General features: G+C 45.2%; 20 protein-coding genes. 10 read left to right on the forward strand and 10 right to left on the reverse strand.

The features are described from left to right. Positions 1 to 108: 108 nt before the first annotated feature. Together LIX84_RS11370 and LIX84_RS11375 are read left to right on the forward strand one after the other, a co-directional pair. Complete coding sequence (locus LIX84_RS11370; RefSeq protein ID WP_006741945.1) at positions 109 to 384, forward strand: GNAT family N-acetyltransferase; 276 nt, start codon at positions 109 to 111, stop codon at positions 382 to 384. Positions 385 to 386: 2 nt separating this feature from the next. Next, on the forward strand, positions 387 to 1,361 hold the full coding sequence (locus LIX84_RS11375) for an ecdysteroid 22-kinase family protein (RefSeq protein ID WP_301579098.1): 975 nt from the start codon (positions 387 to 389) through the stop codon (positions 1,359 to 1,361). Positions 1,362 to 1,404: 43 nt separating this feature from the next. On the opposite strand, the gene LIX84_RS11380 is transcribed toward LIX84_RS11375, so the two are convergent. Continuing rightward, the gene (locus LIX84_RS11380; protein WP_164665886.1) at positions 1,405 to 1,905 is read right to left on the reverse strand and encodes a GNAT family N-acetyltransferase; all 501 of its coding nucleotides are present in this window, start codon (positions 1,903 to 1,905) and stop codon (positions 1,405 to 1,407) included. Between the two features lie 395 nt (positions 1,906 to 2,300). On the opposite strand from LIX84_RS11380, the gene napG reads away from it, so the two are divergent. From napG to LIX84_RS11400, 4 genes are all read left to right on the forward strand, one after another. After that, entirely contained in the window at positions 2,301 to 3,071 is a 771-nt protein-coding gene (napG, locus tag LIX84_RS11385; protein ID WP_006741942.1) for a ferredoxin-type protein NapG, read from the forward strand. Then, entirely contained in the window at positions 3,071 to 3,925 is an 855-nt protein-coding gene (gene napH / locus LIX84_RS11390; protein ID WP_226421335.1) for a quinol dehydrogenase ferredoxin subunit NapH, read from the forward strand. Before napG ends, napH begins: the two co-directional genes overlap by 1 nt. Positions 3,926 to 4,129: 204 nt before the next feature. Then, positions 4,130 to 5,311 (forward strand): MFS transporter, encoded by a 1,182-nt coding sequence (locus tag LIX84_RS11395; protein WP_005394895.1) that lies wholly within the window; start codon positions 4,130 to 4,132, stop codon positions 5,309 to 5,311. A gap of 171 nt (positions 5,312 to 5,482) precedes the next feature. Continuing rightward, the gene (locus LIX84_RS11400) at positions 5,483 to 5,794 is read left to right on the forward strand and encodes a YrhK family protein (protein ID WP_043884592.1); all 312 of its coding nucleotides are present in this window, start codon (positions 5,483 to 5,485) and stop codon (positions 5,792 to 5,794) included. 124 nt (positions 5,795 to 5,918) lie between these two features. Here the strand turns inward: LIX84_RS11400 and LIX84_RS11405 are convergent, their stop codons facing one another. The 9 genes from LIX84_RS11405 to deoD all read right to left on the reverse strand — a co-directional run bounded on the left by LIX84_RS11405 (position 5,919) and on the right by deoD (position 16,604). Then, entirely contained in the window at positions 5,919 to 6,758 is an 840-nt protein-coding gene (locus LIX84_RS11405; RefSeq protein WP_226421336.1) for an energy-coupling factor transporter transmembrane component T family protein, read from the reverse strand. After that, entirely contained in the window at positions 6,755 to 8,494 is a 1,740-nt protein-coding gene (locus LIX84_RS11410; protein ID WP_226421337.1) for an ABC transporter ATP-binding protein, read from the reverse strand. Before LIX84_RS11410 ends, LIX84_RS11405 begins: the two co-directional genes overlap by 4 nt. A 6-nt stretch (positions 8,495 to 8,500) precedes the next feature. Next, on the reverse strand, positions 8,501 to 9,049 hold the full coding sequence (locus LIX84_RS11415; RefSeq protein ID WP_005375133.1) for an ECF-type riboflavin transporter substrate-binding protein: 549 nt from the start codon (positions 9,047 to 9,049) through the stop codon (positions 8,501 to 8,503). Between the two features lie 337 nt (positions 9,050 to 9,386). Then, positions 9,387 to 10,517: an HlyD family secretion protein gene (locus LIX84_RS11420; protein WP_226421338.1), complete on the reverse strand. Its 1,131-nt coding sequence runs from the start codon at positions 10,515 to 10,517 to the stop codon at positions 9,387 to 9,389. Continuing rightward, positions 10,517 to 10,897, reverse strand: a complete 381-nt coding sequence (locus LIX84_RS11425) for a DUF3302 domain-containing protein (RefSeq protein WP_006741936.1) — start codon at positions 10,895 to 10,897, stop codon at positions 10,517 to 10,519. The genes LIX84_RS11420 and LIX84_RS11425 overlap by 1 nt, the downstream gene beginning before the upstream one ends. 243 nt (positions 10,898 to 11,140) lie before the next feature. Continuing rightward, positions 11,141 to 12,724, reverse strand: a complete 1,584-nt coding sequence (locus tag LIX84_RS11430) for a diguanylate cyclase (protein ID WP_226421339.1) — start codon at positions 12,722 to 12,724, stop codon at positions 11,141 to 11,143. Then, entirely contained in the window at positions 12,708 to 14,192 is a 1,485-nt protein-coding gene (locus tag LIX84_RS11435) for a tetratricopeptide repeat protein (RefSeq protein ID WP_226421340.1), read from the reverse strand. The genes LIX84_RS11430 and LIX84_RS11435 overlap by 17 nt, the downstream gene beginning before the upstream one ends. Before the next feature lie 160 nt (positions 14,193 to 14,352). Further along, positions 14,353 to 15,822, reverse strand: coding sequence for a hypothetical protein (locus LIX84_RS11440; protein ID WP_005394913.1), 1,470 nt, complete (start codon positions 15,820 to 15,822; stop codon positions 14,353 to 14,355). Positions 15,823 to 15,893: 71 nt separating this feature from the next. Continuing rightward, positions 15,894 to 16,604, reverse strand: coding sequence for a purine-nucleoside phosphorylase (gene deoD / locus LIX84_RS11445; RefSeq protein WP_005394915.1), 711 nt, complete (start codon positions 16,602 to 16,604; stop codon positions 15,894 to 15,896). Positions 16,605 to 17,001: 397 nt separating this feature from the next. Between deoD and LIX84_RS11450 the strand changes: the two genes are divergently transcribed. From LIX84_RS11450 to LIX84_RS11465, 4 genes are read left to right on the forward strand one after another with little or no spacing between them, the layout of a single operon-like run. Beyond that, the gene (locus LIX84_RS11450) at positions 17,002 to 17,952 is read left to right on the forward strand and encodes a YbgA family protein (protein ID WP_046875782.1); all 951 of its coding nucleotides are present in this window, start codon (positions 17,002 to 17,004) and stop codon (positions 17,950 to 17,952) included. After that, complete coding sequence (locus LIX84_RS11455) at positions 17,942 to 18,745, forward strand: MerR family transcriptional regulator (RefSeq protein WP_047009571.1); 804 nt, start codon at positions 17,942 to 17,944, stop codon at positions 18,743 to 18,745. Before LIX84_RS11450 ends, LIX84_RS11455 begins: the two co-directional genes overlap by 11 nt. 19 nt (positions 18,746 to 18,764) lie before the next feature. Beyond that, positions 18,765 to 20,180: a deoxyribodipyrimidine photo-lyase gene (phrB, locus tag LIX84_RS11460; RefSeq protein WP_226421341.1), complete on the forward strand. Its 1,416-nt coding sequence runs from the start codon at positions 18,765 to 18,767 to the stop codon at positions 20,178 to 20,180. A gap of 6 nt (positions 20,181 to 20,186) precedes the next feature. Beyond that, positions 20,187 to 21,113, forward strand: a complete 927-nt coding sequence (locus LIX84_RS11465; protein WP_005394922.1) for a L,D-transpeptidase family protein — start codon at positions 20,187 to 20,189, stop codon at positions 21,111 to 21,113. Positions 21,114 to 21,120: the final 7 nt, after the last annotated feature.

The raw sequence follows: 21,120 nt of genomic DNA on the forward strand, positions 1-21,120 counted from the left end.
TTGAGAAGGTAAGGGCGTGAAGTGACAGAGCACTTCCGCATGGTGTTGATTCTATTCAGTGATATAGTTTGATTCAATCAATCCGTAACAAAAATTAGAGAGCAAGATATGCATAAAGTAACTCATGAAGTTGAAAACAACACATTTTGGGTTGATTTAGAACAAGGTTATAAAGCCAAGGTGGTTTATCAGCTTGAGAATAATGTCATGCACATCACATCAACCGTAGTTCCTGAAGCATTACGAGGTAAAGGGTACGGAAAAGTGATGATGGAAGCGGTATTGCCAGAAATTGAGGCACTCGGTTATCAAATCAAACCAGTCTGTCCATATGTCATTCATTATATGGAGAAAAACCAAGCGTGGTCACATCTGCTTGCATGATGATGAACGACAACCACCAACGTTACCAAAGCATTGGCCAGGAGCTAAAGCTCGGGAATTATCAATCGGTAGAAGTCATACAATCGCTATGGGGAGGCTATGGTGAGTTAGTCCGAGTTACTTATTCAACTTGTTCGGTGATCATTAAGCATGTAAAACTCCCTAAGCCTTCAGAGCATCCAAGAGGTTGGAATACTGACCGATCTCACCAAAGAAAGCTGCACTCTTATCAGGTGGAAGTGAATTGGTATACGCATTTTTCCAGAGAGGTGAGCACTCGCTGCCGAGTACCACAAGGTCTAAAAACATTCCAATCGGAGAATGAATGGCTAATTGTGATGGAAGACCTCGCCGAGGCGGGCTTTCCAAAAGTCATCACCGATGCAAAGCTAGAGCATCTACGAGCCTGCCTTGCTTGGTTGGCGAACTTTCATGCGCGTTACATCGGTGTTCGCTCGGATAAGCTGTGGCATATCGGCACGTATTGGCACTTGGCAACCAGACCTGATGAGCTTGAGGTGCTGCAAGACACCGAGCTAAAAAATGCCGCTCAATTAATTGATCAAACGCTTTCGCAAGCCAAGTTCAAGACGCTTGTACACGGTGATGCCAAATTGGCTAACTTCTGTTTTGATCGAGAAGAATCAAGCGTTGCTGCGGTCGACTTTCAATACGTTGGACATGGTTGTGCGATGAAAGACGTAGCACTGTTCATGAGCAGCGCCGTCAAGCCAGAACGTTGTGCAGAGATGGAAGTTTGGGTTTTGGACACGTATTTTGCTCAGTTGCAACAGGCGTTAATGGTTTATCAGCCGAATCTCGACCCCAATGAAGTCGAGCGCGAATGGCGTCCTTTGTTTGCGGTTGCGTGGGCTGACTTTCAACGATTTGTGAAAGGTTGGAGCCCCGATCACTGGAAGATCAATCCTTACACAGAAGCATTGACTCGCAGAGCGCTGGCTCACTTACGAAAGTGAGTAGAAGTTTAAAAAGAAAAGCCTCCAATTAGGAGGCTTTGATTTACTTTTTACTTGGCCTGATACGTGCCATGTAATAGGTATTGATGAACTCGCCATCTCGGAAGGAGCCATCAATCGCTTCGCCCTCAATTTGAAATCCATGCTTTTTGTACAGGCCAATGGCGGTCTCGTTGTCGGCATTAACTTCTAACTGGATGCGTCTTACATTCAACCAGTTATCCGCCAACTCGATGATGGTTTCAATTAACTTACTTCCCACGCCTAGGCCGTGAAACTGGTCGTGAACGCCAATACCAAACGCGGCCGTGTGCGCCGTTCTTGGACGCTGCGAGTGATGAAAGCCAATGTTACCCACTACTTTACCATCGATTTCAGCGACGTAGCTGTAAACGCCAGCGGGCATATTTGACAATCGTTCTACCCACATTGCGAGCGAAGGTTTTGGGAGTTGCAGGGTTTCACGTTGTGCTTTTGGTTGTGAATAGATTTCTACGAGTGCCGCTGCGTCTTCAACGGTTGTTGGACGTACGATAATTTCCATGCTTCTCTCCTTCGCTTTTTAGTATTAATTTTCAATCTAACCACAGTTCCTTATTTTGGATAGTATTTTTTGAGGTTTGAGAGATAAACACCTTTTAAATTAGGTTGTTATAGCGATATTTTTCTAAATTTTAGTAGTCATTTATCTTTGAATTTAGCGAATAGATTGCAAAGGTGTTGAATTATTGTACTGAAAATGGCGTGCACGGCAGAGTATCGTGGTGAATTTCATGTTGGAGGAAATAAATGGAATTATTCAAACTGTGACGACGGCACTGTACATCAGTTGACTTGAATCAATTGAGGGTGGAGTTACCTCTTATGAGGTATGGGGAAGAGGTACGTTTAGCGCTATTTATGCTTAACTTGATAAAGGAGTTTCGTTGAGGAAATAGCATGAAATCCTCTCAGTCTAAAACATCGCAAAGTCGGCGTCGATTTTTGCGTGATACTGTCCGAACTGCGGCAGGCGTTGGCGCAGCGGCGTGTGTGTTGGGCTTACAATCGCTGCAAAGCCAAGCTCGAGAAACGAAAGGTGTGCCTATTCGCCCACCCGGTGCTTTGCCAGAAGGCGATTTCGAATCAGCCTGTATTCGATGTGGCTTGTGTGTTCAAGCATGCCCTTACGAAACATTGAAACTTGCGACATTACTTTCACCCGTCGCGACAGGCTCACCTTACTTTACTGCACGCGATATTCCCTGCGAAATGTGCGAAGACATTCCTTGTGTTGTCGCTTGTCCGAGTGGGGCGCTGGATCCGAAACTAACCGATATTGATGATGCTCGAATGGGTACAGCGGTTCTTATTGACCATGAAACTTGCCTTAACTGGCAAGGATTACGATGCGACGTTTGTTATCGCGTTTGTCCGCTGATTGATGAAGCCATCACGTTAGAGATGGTTCACAACGACCGAACCGGTTATCACGCCAAACTTATCCCAACAGTGAATTCCGAAGTGTGTACCGGATGCGGTAAGTGCGAACAAGCGTGCGTGTTGGATGTCGCTGCTATTAAAGTCGTCCCGACGGATTTGGCGAAAGGCAAAGTGGGCAGTCACTACAATTTTGGTTGGAAAGAGATCGACAAACCACTCGAAAATATCCTCCCTAGTGAGACGCCTGTGCCGGAAGGTGCGCTTGAATCGCTAAAAGGAGGTAAGTAATGGCAAAGAACTTAGCTCAAAATGCTGGCAAAGAAGCGGTTGAAAAGCTTGGCTGGTGGCGCGCGCATCGGTTTTTGATTTTACGCAGACTATGCCAGCTCACCATCATTGCGCTGTTTATGGCTGGGCCGACATTAGGGGCTCTAACTGGTAACCTCTCATCGAGTATGTTGCTCGATGCAGTGCCGTTAAGTGACCCGTTAATTTTGCTTCAAGCTTTGGCGACAGGGCATGTTCCGGAGTTTAATGCGCTGTTAGGCGTAGTGATTGTCGTGGTGTTTTACGCGATTTTAGCGCCGCGCGCATTTTGTGCGTGGGTGTGCCCGTTAAATGTCGTGACAGATTTGGCGGCTTGGCTGCGCAGAAAGCTCAACATTAAAGCGAGCTATCGTTGGTCTCCTACTATTCGTTATTGGCTGATCCCTGTTTTGATGTTGGGTAGTGCTCTGTCTGGCGCGATTCTTTGGACATGGTTAGATCCAGTGGCGGCATTGCATCGCGGATTGGTGTTTGGTATGGGCGCAGGTTGGATGTTGATCGCCCTGGTGTTCGTACTGGATTTACTTTTGGTTGAGCATGGGTGGTGTGGGCACTTATGTCCACTGGGTGCTATCTATGGGGTGATAGGCCGAAAAAGCCTGTTGCGCGTTACCGCTGTTCGCCGCGAGGATTGCACCAAATGCATGGATTGCTTTTACGTCTGTCCAGAACCTGAGGTGCTTCGACAACCATTGAAAGAGGGGGATCGTCGAGTTATGGATCAAAACTGCATCAGCTGTGGCCGCTGTTTGGATGTGTGTCCAGAACATGTGTTTGAATTTAAGAATCGTCTAACAGTAAAGAATATCGATTAAGTTACTGAGCCTCATCACTGGCGTTTCTACCTATTTCTCTCGATATTTCAACATCGCGCTTAGCCAAGGAATTGAGTGCGATGTTTATCTTCATAACAATATCCCTATGCCATATCTGCTTGGTTTGGGCTGAAAATAATAATGATATTGCGAATTTGTTACATTTGAAGCTATGATGATGCCTTCATATTTAAAGGAAACATCATGACTACCTCATCGCAAGGCTGGAGAACGCCGCAAAATTTCCTCCTGTTAATTTCCATTATCGTGCCCATTGCTTTTTCTACCTGGATGGCGTTGTTGAACAACTTTGTTATCGAGAAAGCGAACTTTGATGGCGCTGATATCGGTTTACTTCAAAGTGTTAGGGAAGTACCTGGCTTTCTCGCTTTCACCGCGGTATTCGTTTTACTTTTTATCCGTGAACAACGCTTTATGCTCGTCTCTTTGGCGATGCTTACGCTTGGTACGGCATTAACAGGTTATTTTCCCACTTTGTACGGTCTACTTTTTACCACCTTGTTAATGTCCACCGGTTTCCACTACTTTGAAACACTAAAGCAGTCTTTGTCTTTACAATGGCTATCGAAAGAAGAAGCCCCGGAAATGCTGGGTAAATTTATTTCTGTTGGGGCTTTGGCTTCTCTGTTTACCTACGGTGCGATTTGGGTTTCGCTCGAACAGCTCAAACTTGATTTTAAAACGGTCTACTTAATGGCTGGTGGCCTAGGTTTTGTGCTTATTTTGGTGATGGCATTCGCTTTCCCTCAATTTAAAACAAAAGTGCCTCAAAACAAGAAGCTCATTCTGCGTAAACGTTACTGGTTGTACTACGCGCTCACGTTTATGAGTGGTGCTCGCCGTCAGATTTTCACGGTTTTCGCTGGCTTCTTGATGGTAGAGAAGTTTGGCTACTCTGCCGCAGACATTACCTTGCTGTTTTTGATCAACTATGTCTTTAACTTCTTGTTTGCGAAGCGAATCGGCCGCTTCATCGGCGTTGTTGGTGAGCGTAAAGCGCTGATGTTTGAGTACGTCGGTTTGATCTTCGTATTCGTCGGTTATGGTTTGGTGCAAACCGCGGAGTGGGCTGCTGCATTGTATGTTGTCGATCATTTGTTCTTCGCGCTAGCGCTTGCTATCAAAACCTACTTCCAAAAAATTGCCGATCCTGCCGATATGGCGTCGACCGCTGGGGTTGCGTTTACTATCAACCATATTGCGGCGGTTGTGATACCTGTTACGTTTGGTGTGATTTGGCTGGTTTCTCCTGCTAGTGTATTTTACATCGGTGCAGGTATGGCGGCTGTGAGCTTACTGCTGTCACTTAATATTCCAGCGAAGCCAGAAGAGGGCAATGAGACCCGCTTATTAAAGTGGAGCTAAGTTGGTACTTACTATCTAGTAATAGAAGTTAATTACTGTTAGTAGCTTCATTGAATTGGGTGCTTAGGCACCCCTTTCTTTATCTTCATGTTGTTTCCTCTATGGTTGTACATATCTATTGAGTCCGTTAGGGTTTTATACCTAAGTATGTTGAAATTACTCGGGTACAACATGAGTCGAAACACTAAGGAGGGTTTTACAGTGCAGGTACATGGCAGGGAGTTGGATTTAGATCTAGGAAACCGTCACGTCGTTATTCAACGTCGCTATGAGGCGTTAGGTGCTGCCAACGATCTGCTCATAGCTATTTGGTTTTTAATTGGTAGTTTTTTCTTTTTGAATGATTCGTTGATTGAAAGCGGGACTTGGCTGTTCATCGTAGGCAGCGCACAGTTGATCATTAAGCCCCTGATAAAACTGATGAGTTTAGTTCATGTTGGTCGCTTAAATAAGCAACTTTCTGGCACATCAACGAGCCGCTGAGATTACACGCCTATTTTGAGCACCTGCAAGCAAGAGGCTAATGAGCGGGTTATCGAGGGGAAAGAGGGAAACATAACGTGGTCACAACACTAACCACGTTATGTTCAGTTTGAAGCTTCAGAATTTAAAACGGATACCAGAACAGTTGTGTGTCCATAACACGCTTGCTGATCGCAGCAATCACTATCACTGCAATCCCCGCCATGCAGATCATATCGGGTTTGGTCAGGGGTTTTAGGCTGTACCAGGTGCGAGATGAGTGACGGCCAAAACCACGTAGCGTCATCGCGTTTGAGATTTGGTCTGCTCTGTCCAAACTAGAGAAAATCAGAGGGCCAAGAATCTTCGCCACATTCTTCATACGAGTGAACAACGGAGCCTTCTTACTCAGTTCTACTCCGCGTGCTTGTTGCGCGTGCATGATGTTAACAAAGTCCTTTTTCACTTCCGGCAAGTAGCGCAGCGTTAAGCTCACGGCATAGGCGATTTTGTAAGGCACACCCAAGCGGTTCAAGCTGGCTGAAAACTCCGTCGGGTGAGTGGTAAATACAAACACTAACGCGATTGGGAACATGCTGAAGTATTTCAACGTCACTGTTACTAGGTAAAACAACGTCTCTTGAGTGAGCGAGTAATTACCGGGTAACGAGAGTAAAACCGTTGATGAGCCCATGAACTCAGTACCTTGTTGCGGCGCTAACGCGAACATAAACAGGGCATTGATCAGCAATACCGTGCCTGTACCCAGTAAAAGCGGTTTGTAGACATGAAATGGCACTTTGGTCATTTTCAACAAGCCCAAACCAAGCACGATCAACAGTGCAATGATTCGTAAGTCAAACGTGGTCAACACCACCGTTACCCAGGCAATGAAAAGCAAGAACTTAGTAATGCCATTCAATTTATGAAGTGGCGATTGGGTATCGATGTAGTTGATACCAAACTTCATCTTAATGTCTTTCATGCCACTGCTTTCTCTGGTTGGTTTACTTCGCCTCTTTTTTGTTGGCGGTGCGCTTTTTCTACATTGATAAAATGCTGCATAAAGCCATTGGTGTCTTCGATGCCAACTTTCGTTGCCAACTCAAACAGACTTGTTGTGGTGAGGTTCGCTTGGTCCAGTAGCTCTGGACTGCTGAATACCTGCGTCATTGGTGCATCCGCGACTAATTTACTGTCTGCAATCACGATAGAGCGCGTAGTGTATTCCAGCACTAAATGCATGTCATGAGAGATGATCATCACGGTTACGCCCAACTCGCGATTGAGCTTTTCGATGAAACTCAGCATAGACGTGTAGTTCCGGTAGTCCTGACCTGCCGTCGGTTCATCAAGGATCAGAAGCTCTGGTTCCAAGACCAAAATTGAAGCAATGGTTACGCGCTTTTTCTGGCCGTAGCTCAATGCTTCGATTGGCCAGTGACGGTATTTGCTCAAACCGCACAGCTCAAGGACTTCAAGTACTTTAGCTTCGATCTGTTTCTCTTCAATGCCACGATTACGGAGGCCGAAGGCCACTTCGTCAAAAATCATGTGATGGGAAATCATGTGATTCGGGTTTTGCATCACCACGCCCACTTTCTGGCTGCGCTCGAAGATGGTCAGTTCGTTAAGATCTTGACCATTCATGCTCATTGAGCCGCTATCCGCTTCAATAACGCCCATAATCAGTTTGGTGATGGTCGATTTACCCGAGCCATTTTTGCCAAGTACAGAGACAAACTCGCCACGCTTGATGTCAAAACTCACGTCTTCTAACGCGTTTTTCTCACCGTCGTAAGAATAGGTGAGGCCACGGACTTCAAGCAAAGTCTCGGCTGGCGTTTTAGGTGGTTGTGCTGTTGAACCATCAAACCATGCTTGTACTGCTGGTTTATATTGCTCTAACGGTAATGTGGTTAAGCTAGAAGGTTTTGCATCGCCCTCAATCGCGCAGCCTGCTTCTTTCAGAGCCGAAATATAAAGCGGTTCGCGGATGCCGTAATCTTCTAGCAGAGGCGACGCTAAAATTTCATCTGGCGTTGTATCGGCAATGATTTCGCCGCTTTCCATCAAGATAATACGGTCAATTGAGCGATGCAGAACGTCCTCAAGACGATGCTCAATGATTACGATGGTTTTGCCTGTTTCGCGGTGTAGCTCATCGATGATCTCGATGGTTTTTTTACCCGTTTTAGGGTCAAGCGCAGCTAGTGGTTCATCAAACAAAAGAATATCGACGTCATCGACGAGAATGCCCGCCAAAGAAACACGCTGTTTCTGTCCGCCAGATAAATCGTGGGGAGAGCGATCTAACATCTGTTCCAAGTCGACCATTTTGGCCGTAGCTTTGACCAATGGGTACATGTCGATGTTAGAAGTTAGCTGGTTTTCCAGCGCAAATGCGATGTCTTCGCCAATGCTCAAACCGACGAATTGGCTGTCCGTATCTTGCAGTACGGTGCCAACTTGTTCAGTGTATTGGTGCATGTCGAAAGGGGCGGTGTCTTGACCATTGATGGTCAATGTTCCACTGGTTTCCCCTTTGATTGCGTGTGGGATCAGTCCGTTAAGACATTGCCCAAGGGTAGATTTACCACTACCACTTGGACCGATAATGACGATTTTCTCTCCTTTCTCTATCCTTAGATTGATATTTTTTAGCGTCGGTTTGTCCAGCGACTCATATCTAAAAGAGAAGTTAGAAAATTCGATTGTCATTCGACATTAAGCCTCTGTTAAGTTACGGCTTTGCTTGTTACGTTTAGCGACAGACTTAAGAATGAAGAAGCCAACAATAGCAATAAGAATGGTGTTACCGATCGCGATAATAGAAAGCTGGGTAAACACTTTAGTGAACGGTTCTGCGTATAAAATCGTGTCGAGGAATGCAGAGCAACCGTAACCAAATACGTTGCCTAATAGTGCAAGTACTACGAATAACGCGAAGTCTTTCATATTGAAATCGCCTTTCTCTAAACGGTAGCGCGTTAGAGAAGGGAATAGACCGATAATCAAACCAACAATACCTGAACCAAGTACCCAAGTGAGCCATACGCCCCAACCTGCGAATAGGTCAGTGACCCAGTGGCCAATAAAACCAACCAAAAAGCCAACAAGTGGGCCAAATAGTACTGAGAACAATGCTAATACTGCCATGGCTGGTTTTAGCGTTGTGTTTGCAAACACAGGGATGCCAAACATAGGTAAGCCACCGATGCCGTAAAGAGCAGCACCGATTGCAATAACCACAACGGTTTTAGCAGAAAGATTCATAGATAACCTCAGTTCAATGGTCGATTTTAAAGAACGTTCATTTATATTGTTGGAAAGCATTGGTTATTTGATTGTGTAACATATATACAAAACAACCAAGTTGCTTATTGTTTGCTCTATTTTTCTTCAGGAAATGTGTGATTTGATTCACGTATCCCTTTGACTGGCTTTGTTTTTTAGCAAGCATTAAAAATAAGGCGCGCATTATACAGAATATTGATAAAAGTGGGAATGCTATCTGTCTGGATGGCTAGAATGAAATCGGGGGCTGATTGTCAGCCCCCGATTACACTTTCTGATACTATTTTCATCGATAAATGAATGAGCTAGCTGTTCATTAATGGTCTAGGTACAAATAGTTCTGCCAGCTCTTCATGCGAATCAGCACTTTGCGCATCACTGACACGTGAGTAAAGCTGTCTGAGTAAACGGCGACTTCAACCGCGGTACCCATTGGTAGGTGGTATTCGCTCAAATCGTCCGTGATTTTCAGCTTCGCAAATACACGTCCGCTTGTGCGCAGGGCATCGGTACCAAGCAGAGCACCTCTGGCTTGAATTTGGCTTTCACCAATGGCTGGAATCACGTCGATGACTTCGCCACGGAATACCTTGCCCGGTATCGCACGGAACATAAACTCCGCTTCAAAGCCTGCCTTCAAACGTTGTAGCGAGTTTTGTCTGAACGCAGCGGTGTACGTAATGTCTTCGGTATGCACGAAGGTCATTGCAGGGGCAAGCGGCAACGGCACAGCCATCACACCAGGGCGCAAAGCCAATTGCGTAACGTAACCATTGGTTGGCGCACGAACGACGGTTTGCTCTAGGTTAAACTCTGCTTTACGCAGCTCTGCGAGAAGTTGCGCGACTTGGGTGTTTTCACCGCCGATTTCCGACTCTAATGCGATCTGTGCTTGCTCTTGCTGCAAAATGGCAACGTCTAGCATGGCTTCTGCCGCTTTGTACGCTTGGCGTCGAGTATCTAAATCTTGTTCCGTAAATGCGCCGCGATCAAAGCCCCTTTGATATCGGCTAAATTCTCTTTGTGCTTTATCTCTATCGGCTTGCGCTTTCAAAACCGCCGCTTCTGTTTCTCTCAAGTCAGACTCTAAACCCAACGCACCTTGGCTTGCTTCTTTCACTTTCGCTTCAAGGCGTGCGACTTCTGCTTCAAAAGGCACAGGATCGATTTTGAAAAGAATATCGCCCGTTTTAAGCGGTTGGTTGGCCTGGACTGGTACTTCCACCACGCGGCCACGCACGCCAGAGACGATAGGCGTAGTCGGGAACACTTGGTTACCTAGTTGAGTAAATGGGTGGTTGTAGTTCATAAGAAGGACGAGTGTGCCCACCAACACTACGCCGCCAAGTACGGCTGTAGGTACGGTCCATTTGTTCAAAGGAATATTAAAGACTTTAAAAATGGCGATACAAAGGGCTGTGTAAGTCAGAATCAGCAATAAATCCATTATTCGTCCTCTTTACTTTGTTCAGTCAAAGGCCTTTGCTGAATCTTTTGTTGTTTCAACATCGATACTTCGTTTTTGAGTTCGTTGACTTCGTCGATGAGCTCTTCAAGGCGGTGATGAATGTCGTGCGTTTCTTGCTCAAGCTGTTTGAAACCCCATCCGCGCTCCTTGCGCCACAATGTTGCCCATATCCATAAAAATGGCCACAGTGCATGTAAAGTGAAAAGGCTAACCCAGCCTGCGTAATGAATTGCGTCTTGATGAGGGTGTTCGCGTTCTTTAGCAATTTCATACGGAATATCATGAATAACGATAATCCCGTAGAAGATCACCAAAGCAACGAAGATGAGTAACCCAAGTGCAAAATAGTCTAGAAACATCTTACCTGCCTGTGCTTGTTACCTAATGGAAAATCTTACGTAAATGAACAGTTTAAGTATTTGTCTTAACTATCGTTCAATCAAGTTATTTTGTACTTGAATTATGTTTATGCGATATCCGTATCGATTGCGATTCGAGGACAATAAGAAGTGAAGGCGCTTATAATCAAACTAAGTAGTAATAAAGGAAGGAATGGAGAATAAAAGCCACGGTTATGCCCCAAGTGAAGATTGGGGCATGGTTTAAAGTTCGGTACAGACTTGGTTTCGGCCATTGGCTTTGGCGCGGTACAAGGCTTTGTCGGCGCGATAGAAGGTACGTTGGGTATTCTCTCCTTCTCGATGTAAGGTAATCCCGATCGATACGGTCAACCCCCGCTCGCCAAGAATATCGTCCCAACCATATCGATAAATGCGTTCGCGGTAATTCTCGGCATGCATTTCTGCCCGTTCTAGATTGCTATTCTCTAGAATGACAAGAAACTCTTCACCGCCAAAGCGAACGCAAGAAGCGCCTTTAAATTTGAAGTATCCTGCTAATTCTTGAGACACACGTTTAATCGCTTTGTCTCCAACAAGGTGACTGAGCTCGTCATTGATGGACTTAAAGTGGTCAATATCGATGACCATCAACGCAAATTCAGTATCGTGCAAAAGCAGGTCTTTGAGTTTGACTTCTAACCAACGTCGGTTGTGCAAAGAGGTTAGCGGGTCAGTAAAGACATCTTGCTGTAGTTGGGCGACCGTATTCTTATGTTGTTTGGTGGTTTCCTTGAGCTCTTTGTTTTCAAGTTCTGACAAAATGAGTTTGAGCTGTAGCTCAAAACGAGAAAGTCGACGTAATTGAGTAGAACCCAATTCACCAATTGGAATGTGTTTGACAAGGTCAGATTCAATGCGAAACGCTTTTTTTTCACAGTTTAATGCTTTCTGAAATAACCCTTGAGAAGCGTAAACTTGACTCATTGCGTTGTAAAAATGCTGAGCGACAAGAGGAGAGGAGTGCTTCTGAATTCGTTTACCGATAGAGTCCAGCACTAAGTTGGCTAAAGAGATGTGTCCGACACCGTTTAGACAATATGCGGTCTCGATTTTGACCATCGTGGATAACCAGTACGTGGTAGCACTGCCCGTCGTATACTGGACATTAGAGATAGCAAGCAATGCGTTAGGGTAATCCTCTTGCAAACGATGCAGTTTGGCTCGGTAGAGATGAATTTGCGCAGCAAGGTTTTTATCACTGACGAGGATACTTAGCTCTTCACACTCACTCAATAATTCTTGTGCATCTGCGGTACGGTTCAAACTGATGTAACAGGCAAGCATGTAAAGTTTGTAGCGCAGACGTAGGGAGCGACTGCTAATGGCGTGGTCGATCGCATCGATTTTTTGGTAATAACGCAAGGCGCGATGGTGATCCCCATAGGCATCGCACAAATTGCCCATTCCAATAATAGCCAGTACGTACTCATCAATATAGCCATATTCGACGGCGATATTCGTTGCAGCAACATACTCGGTTAATGCTGCGTTGTAGTCACCTACTTCTACCAAACGATCACTCAAGCTTGCTTTTACAGACAGAATATCTTCTACATCGTCGGGTAAAACGAGCAACTCAAGGGCTTGTCGTAGTTCTTCGATGCTGTCGTTGAGCTGTTTAATTTCTCGTCGATACTCGGCACTAATGATATAGCAATGTGCTTTTTCTCGGTTCGTGGATGCAATATGTAACCCGATGTGCTCCCACAGCGTAATCGCTTCTTCACCAGAGACGGAAGAAGGATCGATGCCTGCGTCAGTAACCTTGCTAAGCAGTTGTTCCATGCTTCATTACCTCAATATAGCTTTCTTCGAGTTGCTCTAAAGTGAATGGGAAGGTCAGGATATCTTGCAAATACAGTATCGGTTTGGGACCTTTCAGCCCGCGACGTTTCCATGGATAGATGTCTAACATTGCCTGAACCGTACGATAGACATCTTCTGCTGCTTGACCTTTCTCTGCAATTAACATAGCTAGTCTGTCACTGGAAATTCGTGAGATGAGATCACTTGAGGTCGTCAATGCATGAACTAGCTCAGTACAAACATCGAGAAATTCGGGGTTTGCATGCTGAATCATAATGATCGCGTGGTTGGAGCGTTTGAGCTCTGTTTTAAACAGAACTAACTGTTCCCACCAGTAGGTCTCGGACACAACATTAGAAAACTGTTTTTCAGGGTCATATTCATGTTGAGAACGGATACGATTAATCAGCTTACGCGCTCGTTGCTCTAGCTGGCGTTTGGAGCCGCGTGCTTTATCCATACTGACTCGATGAGTCTGTTCTTTGAGCATTTTAAGTGCATGTTTACGGTATTTTTTAAACGCGTTAAACGCTGATTCAAAATCACCTTGCTCTTCAGCGACTCGAGATTGCTGAAAGCAGATCTGACTTAGTAGCTCGCCGTTGTCAAAACTAAGCGCGGACTCTTCTGCTGCGAGTAATAACTTTGCTGCACTATCCGTATTTTTGCGCAAGAGTTCGAGCCTTGCGCGGCTAATAAACGAGTGTGCTTTTATCCAAATTAGATCATGTTCAATAGCGAGTTTATGGGCCTTTTGTGTGGCTTCTTCTGCGGCATCAAGGCGTTCTAGCCCAAGTAGCGCTAGGCCTTTAAAGTCCCAGATTTCGGCTTGCCATGTGCTGTCATCATGATCTTTTAGTACTTCGGTTGCACCATCCAGCACAGTGAGCATTTCGACAAATTTATTCAGTAAGTAATAGTCCCAAGCCAACAGGATACGAGCTTTGCCTTCCAACCAAGCAATACGGACGTTGTTTGCCACTTTAACGGCCAACTCATGAGTGGAAGCGGCAAGTTGATGCTCATTTGTGATACGCCATACGTTGCCAAGCCCAATTAGAGATTCGATTTGAATTTCAATATCATCAACGAGGGCAGATTGTTCGAGTGCATTAATCCAATATTGTTGGGCTGAGTAATACTTTGCTTGTCCCCAATATTGGAGAGCAAATAAATGAAGAATTTCGGGCAGGTGGTCGTCGGTTTCAAGTTGGGTTTGCTTGCTGTAGGCGTCTTTGACTAGCTTTAAGCCTTGTCGGTAATCCATTAGGCACCAACAGCACTGCGCCATTATCAGCAATGCTCTGATTTCACCATCCACAAATAAAATTTGCTCCGCGCGGATACGGTATTGCTGCGCAATACTGAAGGTGTGTTCAGGGGCCGTTTTTATTTGGCCTTTAAGCTTTTTGAGCTCATCTTCTAGCTGAATTTGGTTTTTATCCAACGTTCACATCCATGACTATCGAACTGGAATTCACACCTAATATTAAGTGGTTAGATGCATGTTTTATTACCAAAACGATGCGGATAACGCTTTGGTAAACGATTAGGTGCCGTAATGTATACTGTCACAGCCCCTAATTACTACATCTAAATGCCAATAGTTACGATAGGAGCTGTTTGATGGTCAAAGGAGCATCAGTGACTTCTAGCCTTTGTGCGGCGGTAAGACCCTGCTTATCCTGATAGCACAAATTATGCCAAGCTCTGAATATATCTAAAAGAGGTAAAATTCCAGCAGGTCGTAATTTGCGACGTGGCTCGTTAATGAAGCTTTCGAAAAGGATCTGGAAGCGATTTTGATAGAACTGCACATGGCGAGTTGTTGCAACGTTAAACCATTTCTCGGGCTCATTTCTATCACCTGCAAGGTAGCAAATGCCTTTGTGGCTTTCGTCTTGAGTGGAGATCGCCCAGCGATCTCGCCACCAGCTCATATAGGCGATATCGACCTTGCCAAAAGGTGTGCTCATGTCCCAATTTGCATCTTCTTCTACGTACATCAAGTCGACATTTTTCTCTTTAATTCGAGACAAACAAACGCTCAGTGCTGCCGAACGTAGCAGGGGATCTTGAGGCATATATAGAGATACACGTTTGTTGGGGCAACACATATCAAGTACATGCAAGTAATGAGCGTATGATGTGTAAGGCGGACGAACTAATGCACCTTTAGATGGGTAATGGAATACGGAAAGATTACCAAGAGGATCTTCCACGTTACCGCGAGCCAAAATGGTTTGGTATTTTTGGTCAATACGCTCACGCAGGAGGTTCGAAGGTTCCGCTGGCGGTTCACTTGCTTCCGCAGTGTACTCTTGGGAAACAAAACGAGAGACCTCGTCGTACGGGTTATGGTCTAGCGTGGCGATTGGCTCTTCATCAGCAGAATAGTTCACATGTTGACAAAGAATATAGCCTGAGTGGGCTTCACCAGAAACAATCCAGTAGACACCATTATTGCTGTTTGGCTGCAATGCAACATAGTTTGAGGCCAATTCATAGTGCGTTGCGTGGTTTACCCAACGAGCATCAATAGTGGCTAATTTACGGCGACAGCGACTCGCAATATGATCAACATGGTCGTAAAAGGTTTTCGGGTTGATACTGAGTTTTCGGCAGATCTCGCGCACAGAGTAACCAGTAAACAATAAGCCCATTAAATTCTCTTGGAATTGTAGCTTTTTGTTCGCGCCTGACCATTTATCAACAAAGGTACTTTGACACGCTTTACAACGGTAACGTTGACGATCACCACTGTAACCGAAAGCGTGGTAGAGGTGTTTATGTGTGTGGACGGATAGTCCAAAGTTCTCGCAATCATCATTGCGGCACGCAGGCAACCCGTCACTGTGGACGTGTCGCAGGCGATGAAGTTCGTTAACTACATCGCGATTGTTAAGTAAGGGGGGGAAAGCTCCACATTCACGGCATACCATCGCCGGACGTTTAGGGTTAGCATGTTGCAGAACGTAACGCTTTGCATCACTCAATCCAAAGTTGTCACACGCCAATGTTTTACAAAAGTTGAGTTGTAACCCATCTGCGTCTTTTGGCAGTTCGCCGTTAGACACAATCGCCCCCTCGGGATAATTCGGGCAGCCAGCAATAACTCTGGCTGCAAATTATTACTTACTACTTGTTCTTAGATGTTGATTGCGGTTTCTAGCGCAACTTTCATCATGTCGTTGAACGACTTTTGACGCTCTTCTGAGCTTAGTTTTTCGCCACGGATGATGTGGTCAGAAACCGTTAGGATAGTTAACGCCTTCGCACCTAGGTCTGCAGCAACACCGTAGATACCAGCCGCTTCCATGTCTACACCTAGGATGCCTAGTTTTTCCATCTTCTCGAAGATGTCAGCTTCTGGTGTGTAGAATAAGTCTGCAGAGAATACGTTACCAACTTTCACTGGTACTTGTTGAGCACGCGCTTGGTTTACCGCTTCTTCTAGAAGGCCGTAGTCAGCGATTGCAGCGAAGTCGTGGTTGTTGAAACGGATACGGTTCACTTTAGAGTCTGTAGAAGCACCCATACCGATAACAACATCCATTAGGTTAACGTCGTCACGTACCGCACCACAGCTACCTACACGGATTACGTTTTTCACGCCGTATTCTGCGATTAGCTCGTGTACGTAGATACAGCAAGAAGGGATACCCATGCCGTGACCCATAACAGACACTTTTTTGCCTTTGTAAGTGCCAGTAAAGCCGAACATGTTACGAACGTCACAAACTTGCTTCACATCTTCAAGAAACGTTTCTGCGATGTATTTAGCACGTAAAGGGTCGCCTGGCATTAGAACCGTTTCAGCGAAATCACCTGGTTGTGCATTGATGTGTGGGGTTGCCATAAGTGCTCTCCAAAGTTTTGTTTTGATAAAACGCCTCTAGTATAGAACGCTATTACCAATTCTGTTGAACTTGTTCGTTTTCGTTGAAGCAATAATATCGGGACGTACAGTGGCCCCTTGAGAGCTTAGTCACAAAAACCACGCTTTTAGAAACCATGAACATCATTGATAACTAAATCTGTTGAAATCAAAAGAGCAATCGATTCGCTTTTGAGCGATTTGTCGATTGCGCGCACAAAATGGACATTGAGAACATAAAAAACTTTTGAGAAAGCGCTGATCGAAATGCTCTTGAGAAAAGTAAAACGATTAAATTGTACAGTTTATTTTCTTGTACAATTTAAAAAGCCTTGCTATAAGTTATACAACAAAACATTTTGTATAGGGATGCGTCATCATGGAATCTTCAATCAAAGTAGGTATCAGTTCTTGTGTTTTGGGTGAACGGGTTCGTTTTGACTCTGGTCATAAAGTAAGTAACTTTGTGACTAAAGAGCTCAGCCCATATTTTGACTTTGTTTCGGTATGTCCCGAAGTGGGCGTCGGAATGCCAGTGCCGCGACCAACAATTCGTTTGATTTCCGAAGAAGAGCGTGTGGCGCTGGTAGAAACTAAAAATCCAGAAAATGACCATACCGATAATATGCTTGCTTACTCTGCTAACAAAGTGGAGGAGCTACAAAGCGAGCAACTTTGCGGTTACATCGTCTGTGCCAAGTCTCCAACTTGCGGTATGGAGCGCGTCAAGGTTTATAGCAAAAATAACGCAGCGAAAGAAGGCGTTGGCTTGTACACACAAACGCTGATGAAAAAAATGCCTTGGTTGCCCGTCGAGGAGGATGGCCGACTCAACGATCCTGTATTAAAAGAAAACTTTATTACCCGAGTATTTTGCCTAAACGACTTTTATGACTCGATGGACGGAGAGCCAACTCGAGGCAAAATTATCGATTTTCATTCGCGCTATAAGTTGACCTTGATGGCGCATCACCCTGAGTCATACCGCTCTCTTGGTCGTTTAGTTGCCGATGTCGCTAGCTATGAAATCGAAGAATTCTATCAAGAGTATCGCTTAGGTCTTATGAAGGCACTTGCGAATCGTGCTAGCCGAAAAAACAACACTAACGTACTAATGCATTTACAAGGGTATTTTAAGCGCGCTTTAACTAAAGACGAAAAAGAAGAATTAGCAACAGTAATTCATGACTACCGTACTGGTACATTGCCATTATTAGCACCGTTGACATTGATTAAGCACTACTTAAACACTTACCCAGATGAGTATTTAGCAAAACAGAAGTTTTTAGAACCGTATCCGCAGGAGATGAGATTACGCTATGGTTTGTAGTTCAGAAGAAAAACTATACGCGATCCGAGACGTCGCAGAAATCACGGGTGTGAAGCCAGTTACGCTGAGAGCTTGGCAGAGAAGATACAATTTGATCCAGCCTCAGCGAACAGAAAAAGGGCACAGACTTTATCGACAGCAAGATCTCGATACCATTCGTGAAGTCCAGAGTTGGCTCGCGAAGGGGATTGCAATCGGTAAAGTAAAGGGACTTTTGGGAAAAAGTGCTGACGTAGAAGTCAACAATGAAGTTCGTACTCTCGAAGAAGTAGAAACTATGTTATCAGCACTTTCGAAACTGAATCGAGGTAAAGCGGAGAGCTTACTTGCCTCTGTTCTCAAAGAGTATCCATTGAACTTGGTTATTGAACAATTTATCGACCCTGTATTTGACGCGCTGGAGATGGTCAAAGGATCGCTGAGATCGTTGCAGATGGGGTTATTTCAAACTTGTTTGATTACTCGTCTTGCCCTTGTTATCGACTCTGAAAACAAAGCCGCTTCCAAAGGGAAGTGCTTGCTTATCAGCTTTGAACAACATAGGGAAGCAGAGAGCTGGATTCAAGCGGCGAAGTTGTGTGAGCAAGGGTATCACACGACGTTGATCGACAAAGTTGATGATGTCTCTGGTTTACTGGAGCACGAAGTTGTTGATAGCTACTCGCTCATTTACCTGTTTTCCAATAAAGCGCTGGCAGCTAAGCAAGTGGAGTCCATCAAAATGCTTCAAACACGTTTTGGAGAACGTATTGGATGTTCTGAAGTGATTGAGAAACTGCACCTAACAGAGTAGACGAAACGAAGGAGACACCATGATCTTAGTATGGTTTCGACGTGATTTACGAACGTTAGACCACACCGCACTTAAGGCGGCGTTAGATTCAGGTCAGCCTGTTGTCGCTTGTTTTATCTCGACGCCAGAGCAGTGGCGAGAACACCACATGGCACCGATGCAGGCGGATCTCATTGCTCGTCGTTTAGAGTATCTCAACGACGAGTTGGAAAGCCTGAATGTTCCTTTTTTATATAAAGAGGTGCCGTCGTTTTCTGATTGTACCGAAGTGATTAGTGAATGGGCGAAAACACTTGAAGCAACGTCTGTTATGGCGAATATTCACTATGAAGTAAATGAACGAGAGCTCGATGCACAAGTGAGTGAGGCGCTAGCTTCCCATGATATCGATTTTGAACTGTTTCACGACAAATGTGTGCACCCACCAACGACGGTTCTCAATAAGCAAGGTGAGTATTTTAAGGTATTTACACCATTCAAACGTGCTTGGTTGACGCAGTTTCAAATGCCAACGGTAACAAAGCCTCAAGAACAAGCGCCGCTAAGCAGCAAAATATTGGAACAATTAGAGCCGATTCGATTTAGTTCAGACTTCACGTTTAGCTATCCTCGAGAGTCCAGCGAGAATTGGTTTACTTCGACCAATGATGTTTTAAAGCAGCTTAGGGAATTTGCTCGTGAGCGCAGTGATGCTTACAAGGAAGATCGAGATTTTCCGGCTATTGATGGCACCAGTCAACTGTCTCCCTATCTTGCGATTGGTGCGTTGTCACCAAGGCAATGTATTGCTCGCTTGTATGCTGAAAACCAACAAAATGACCTAACAGAAGGAAAAGCAACTTGGTTGAGTGAGATCATTTGGCGTGAGTTTTATCAGCATCTGTTGGTTTTCGAACCAAAGCTCGTTAAAGGCAAAGGCTTTATCGACTGGGAGGATAAAATTCAGTGGTCTTATGATGAGCAGGCTTTTGAGCGATGGAAGGCTGGAGCGACAGGGTACCCGATCGTCGATGCAGCAATGCGTCAGCTCAACCAAACAGGCTGGATGCATAACAGGCTTCGTATGGTTGTCGCGAGCTTTCTCACCAAGGATTTACACATTGACTGGCGTTGGGGCGAAGCGTACTTCATGAGTAAGCTGGTGGACGGCGATTTCGCAGCAAACAATGGTGGTTGGCAGTGGTCTGCATCGACGGGTTGTGATGGGCAGCCGTACTTCCGTATTTTCAACCCGATAAGCCAAGGTGAGAAGTTTGATTCTGATGGCCAATTCGTGCGCCACTGGGTGCCTGAAATCAAAAGTGTGCCAAACAAATACATCCATAAACCTTGGACTTGGGAGGGATTTTCTTTACTGGAATATCACAAGCCGATGGTTGATCACAAGACAGAAAGAGAGATAACCTTACGGCTCTTTAAAAGTGCCAAGGAATAAAGTGAAATGCTTAGCAAAAAGCGATCAATGAGTTTCGCAAAACGTACGCTGTTATCTGTATCGTTATCTTTAGCGAGTGGTTTGTCATTCGCTAAAATGTACGAGCTACCAGAGGATGGCAGTCGTTTAATTGGTCGCCTTGAAAACCACGTCGTGCAAGAAGGCGAAACCATGGCAAATATTGCCAAGCACTACGATGTCGGGATGCTAGGTTTAATGGCGGCAAATAAAGGCGTGGATCCCTTCTTACCAGAAGAGGGACACGTTCTTACTATTCCAACACAACTGATCCTCCCAGATGTACCCCACAAAGGCATTGTCATTAATTTAGCGGAATTGCGCTTATACTACTTCCCGAAAGGAGAAGATATTGTGCATGTATTCCCCGTGGGAATCGGGCGAATTGGGCGAGACACCCCGGTGATGACAACGCGTATTAGCCAAAAGCGTCCAAACCCTACGTGGACGCCGCCAGCCTCGATTCGTGCCGAGTACAAAGCGAAGGGCATTGACTTGCCAACCGTTGTACCTGCTGGTCCAGACAACCCACTTGGGATGTTTGCATTGCGTTTAGCCTACGGAAATGGCGAGTACCTTATTCACGGTACCAACAAAGATTTCGGCATCGGTATGCGAGTCAGCGCGGGTTGCATTCGTATGGACCCAAGCGACATTGAATGGTTGTTTGAAAAAGTTCGTAACGGTGAAGAAGTGAATATCATTAACCAACCAGTGAAAGTATCACTAGAGCCGGACAGAAGTGTATTTTTAGAGGCACATGAGCCATTGACTCGCAGCAATGGTGAGAAAGATCACCTACAGGTACCAAAAGAGTTAAAGTGGTGGCTGGATGAGTTCGGACTGAAAAATGTGAAGGCTAAAGCAGCGATTGCCGCACAGAATGGGGTTCCTGTCGAAATAACCGCGCCTTAACAGGCAT

Source organism: Vibrio sp. E14, assembly GCF_020515785.1.
Taxonomy (GTDB): domain Bacteria; phylum Pseudomonadota; class Gammaproteobacteria; order Enterobacterales; family Vibrionaceae; genus Vibrio; species Vibrio diabolicus.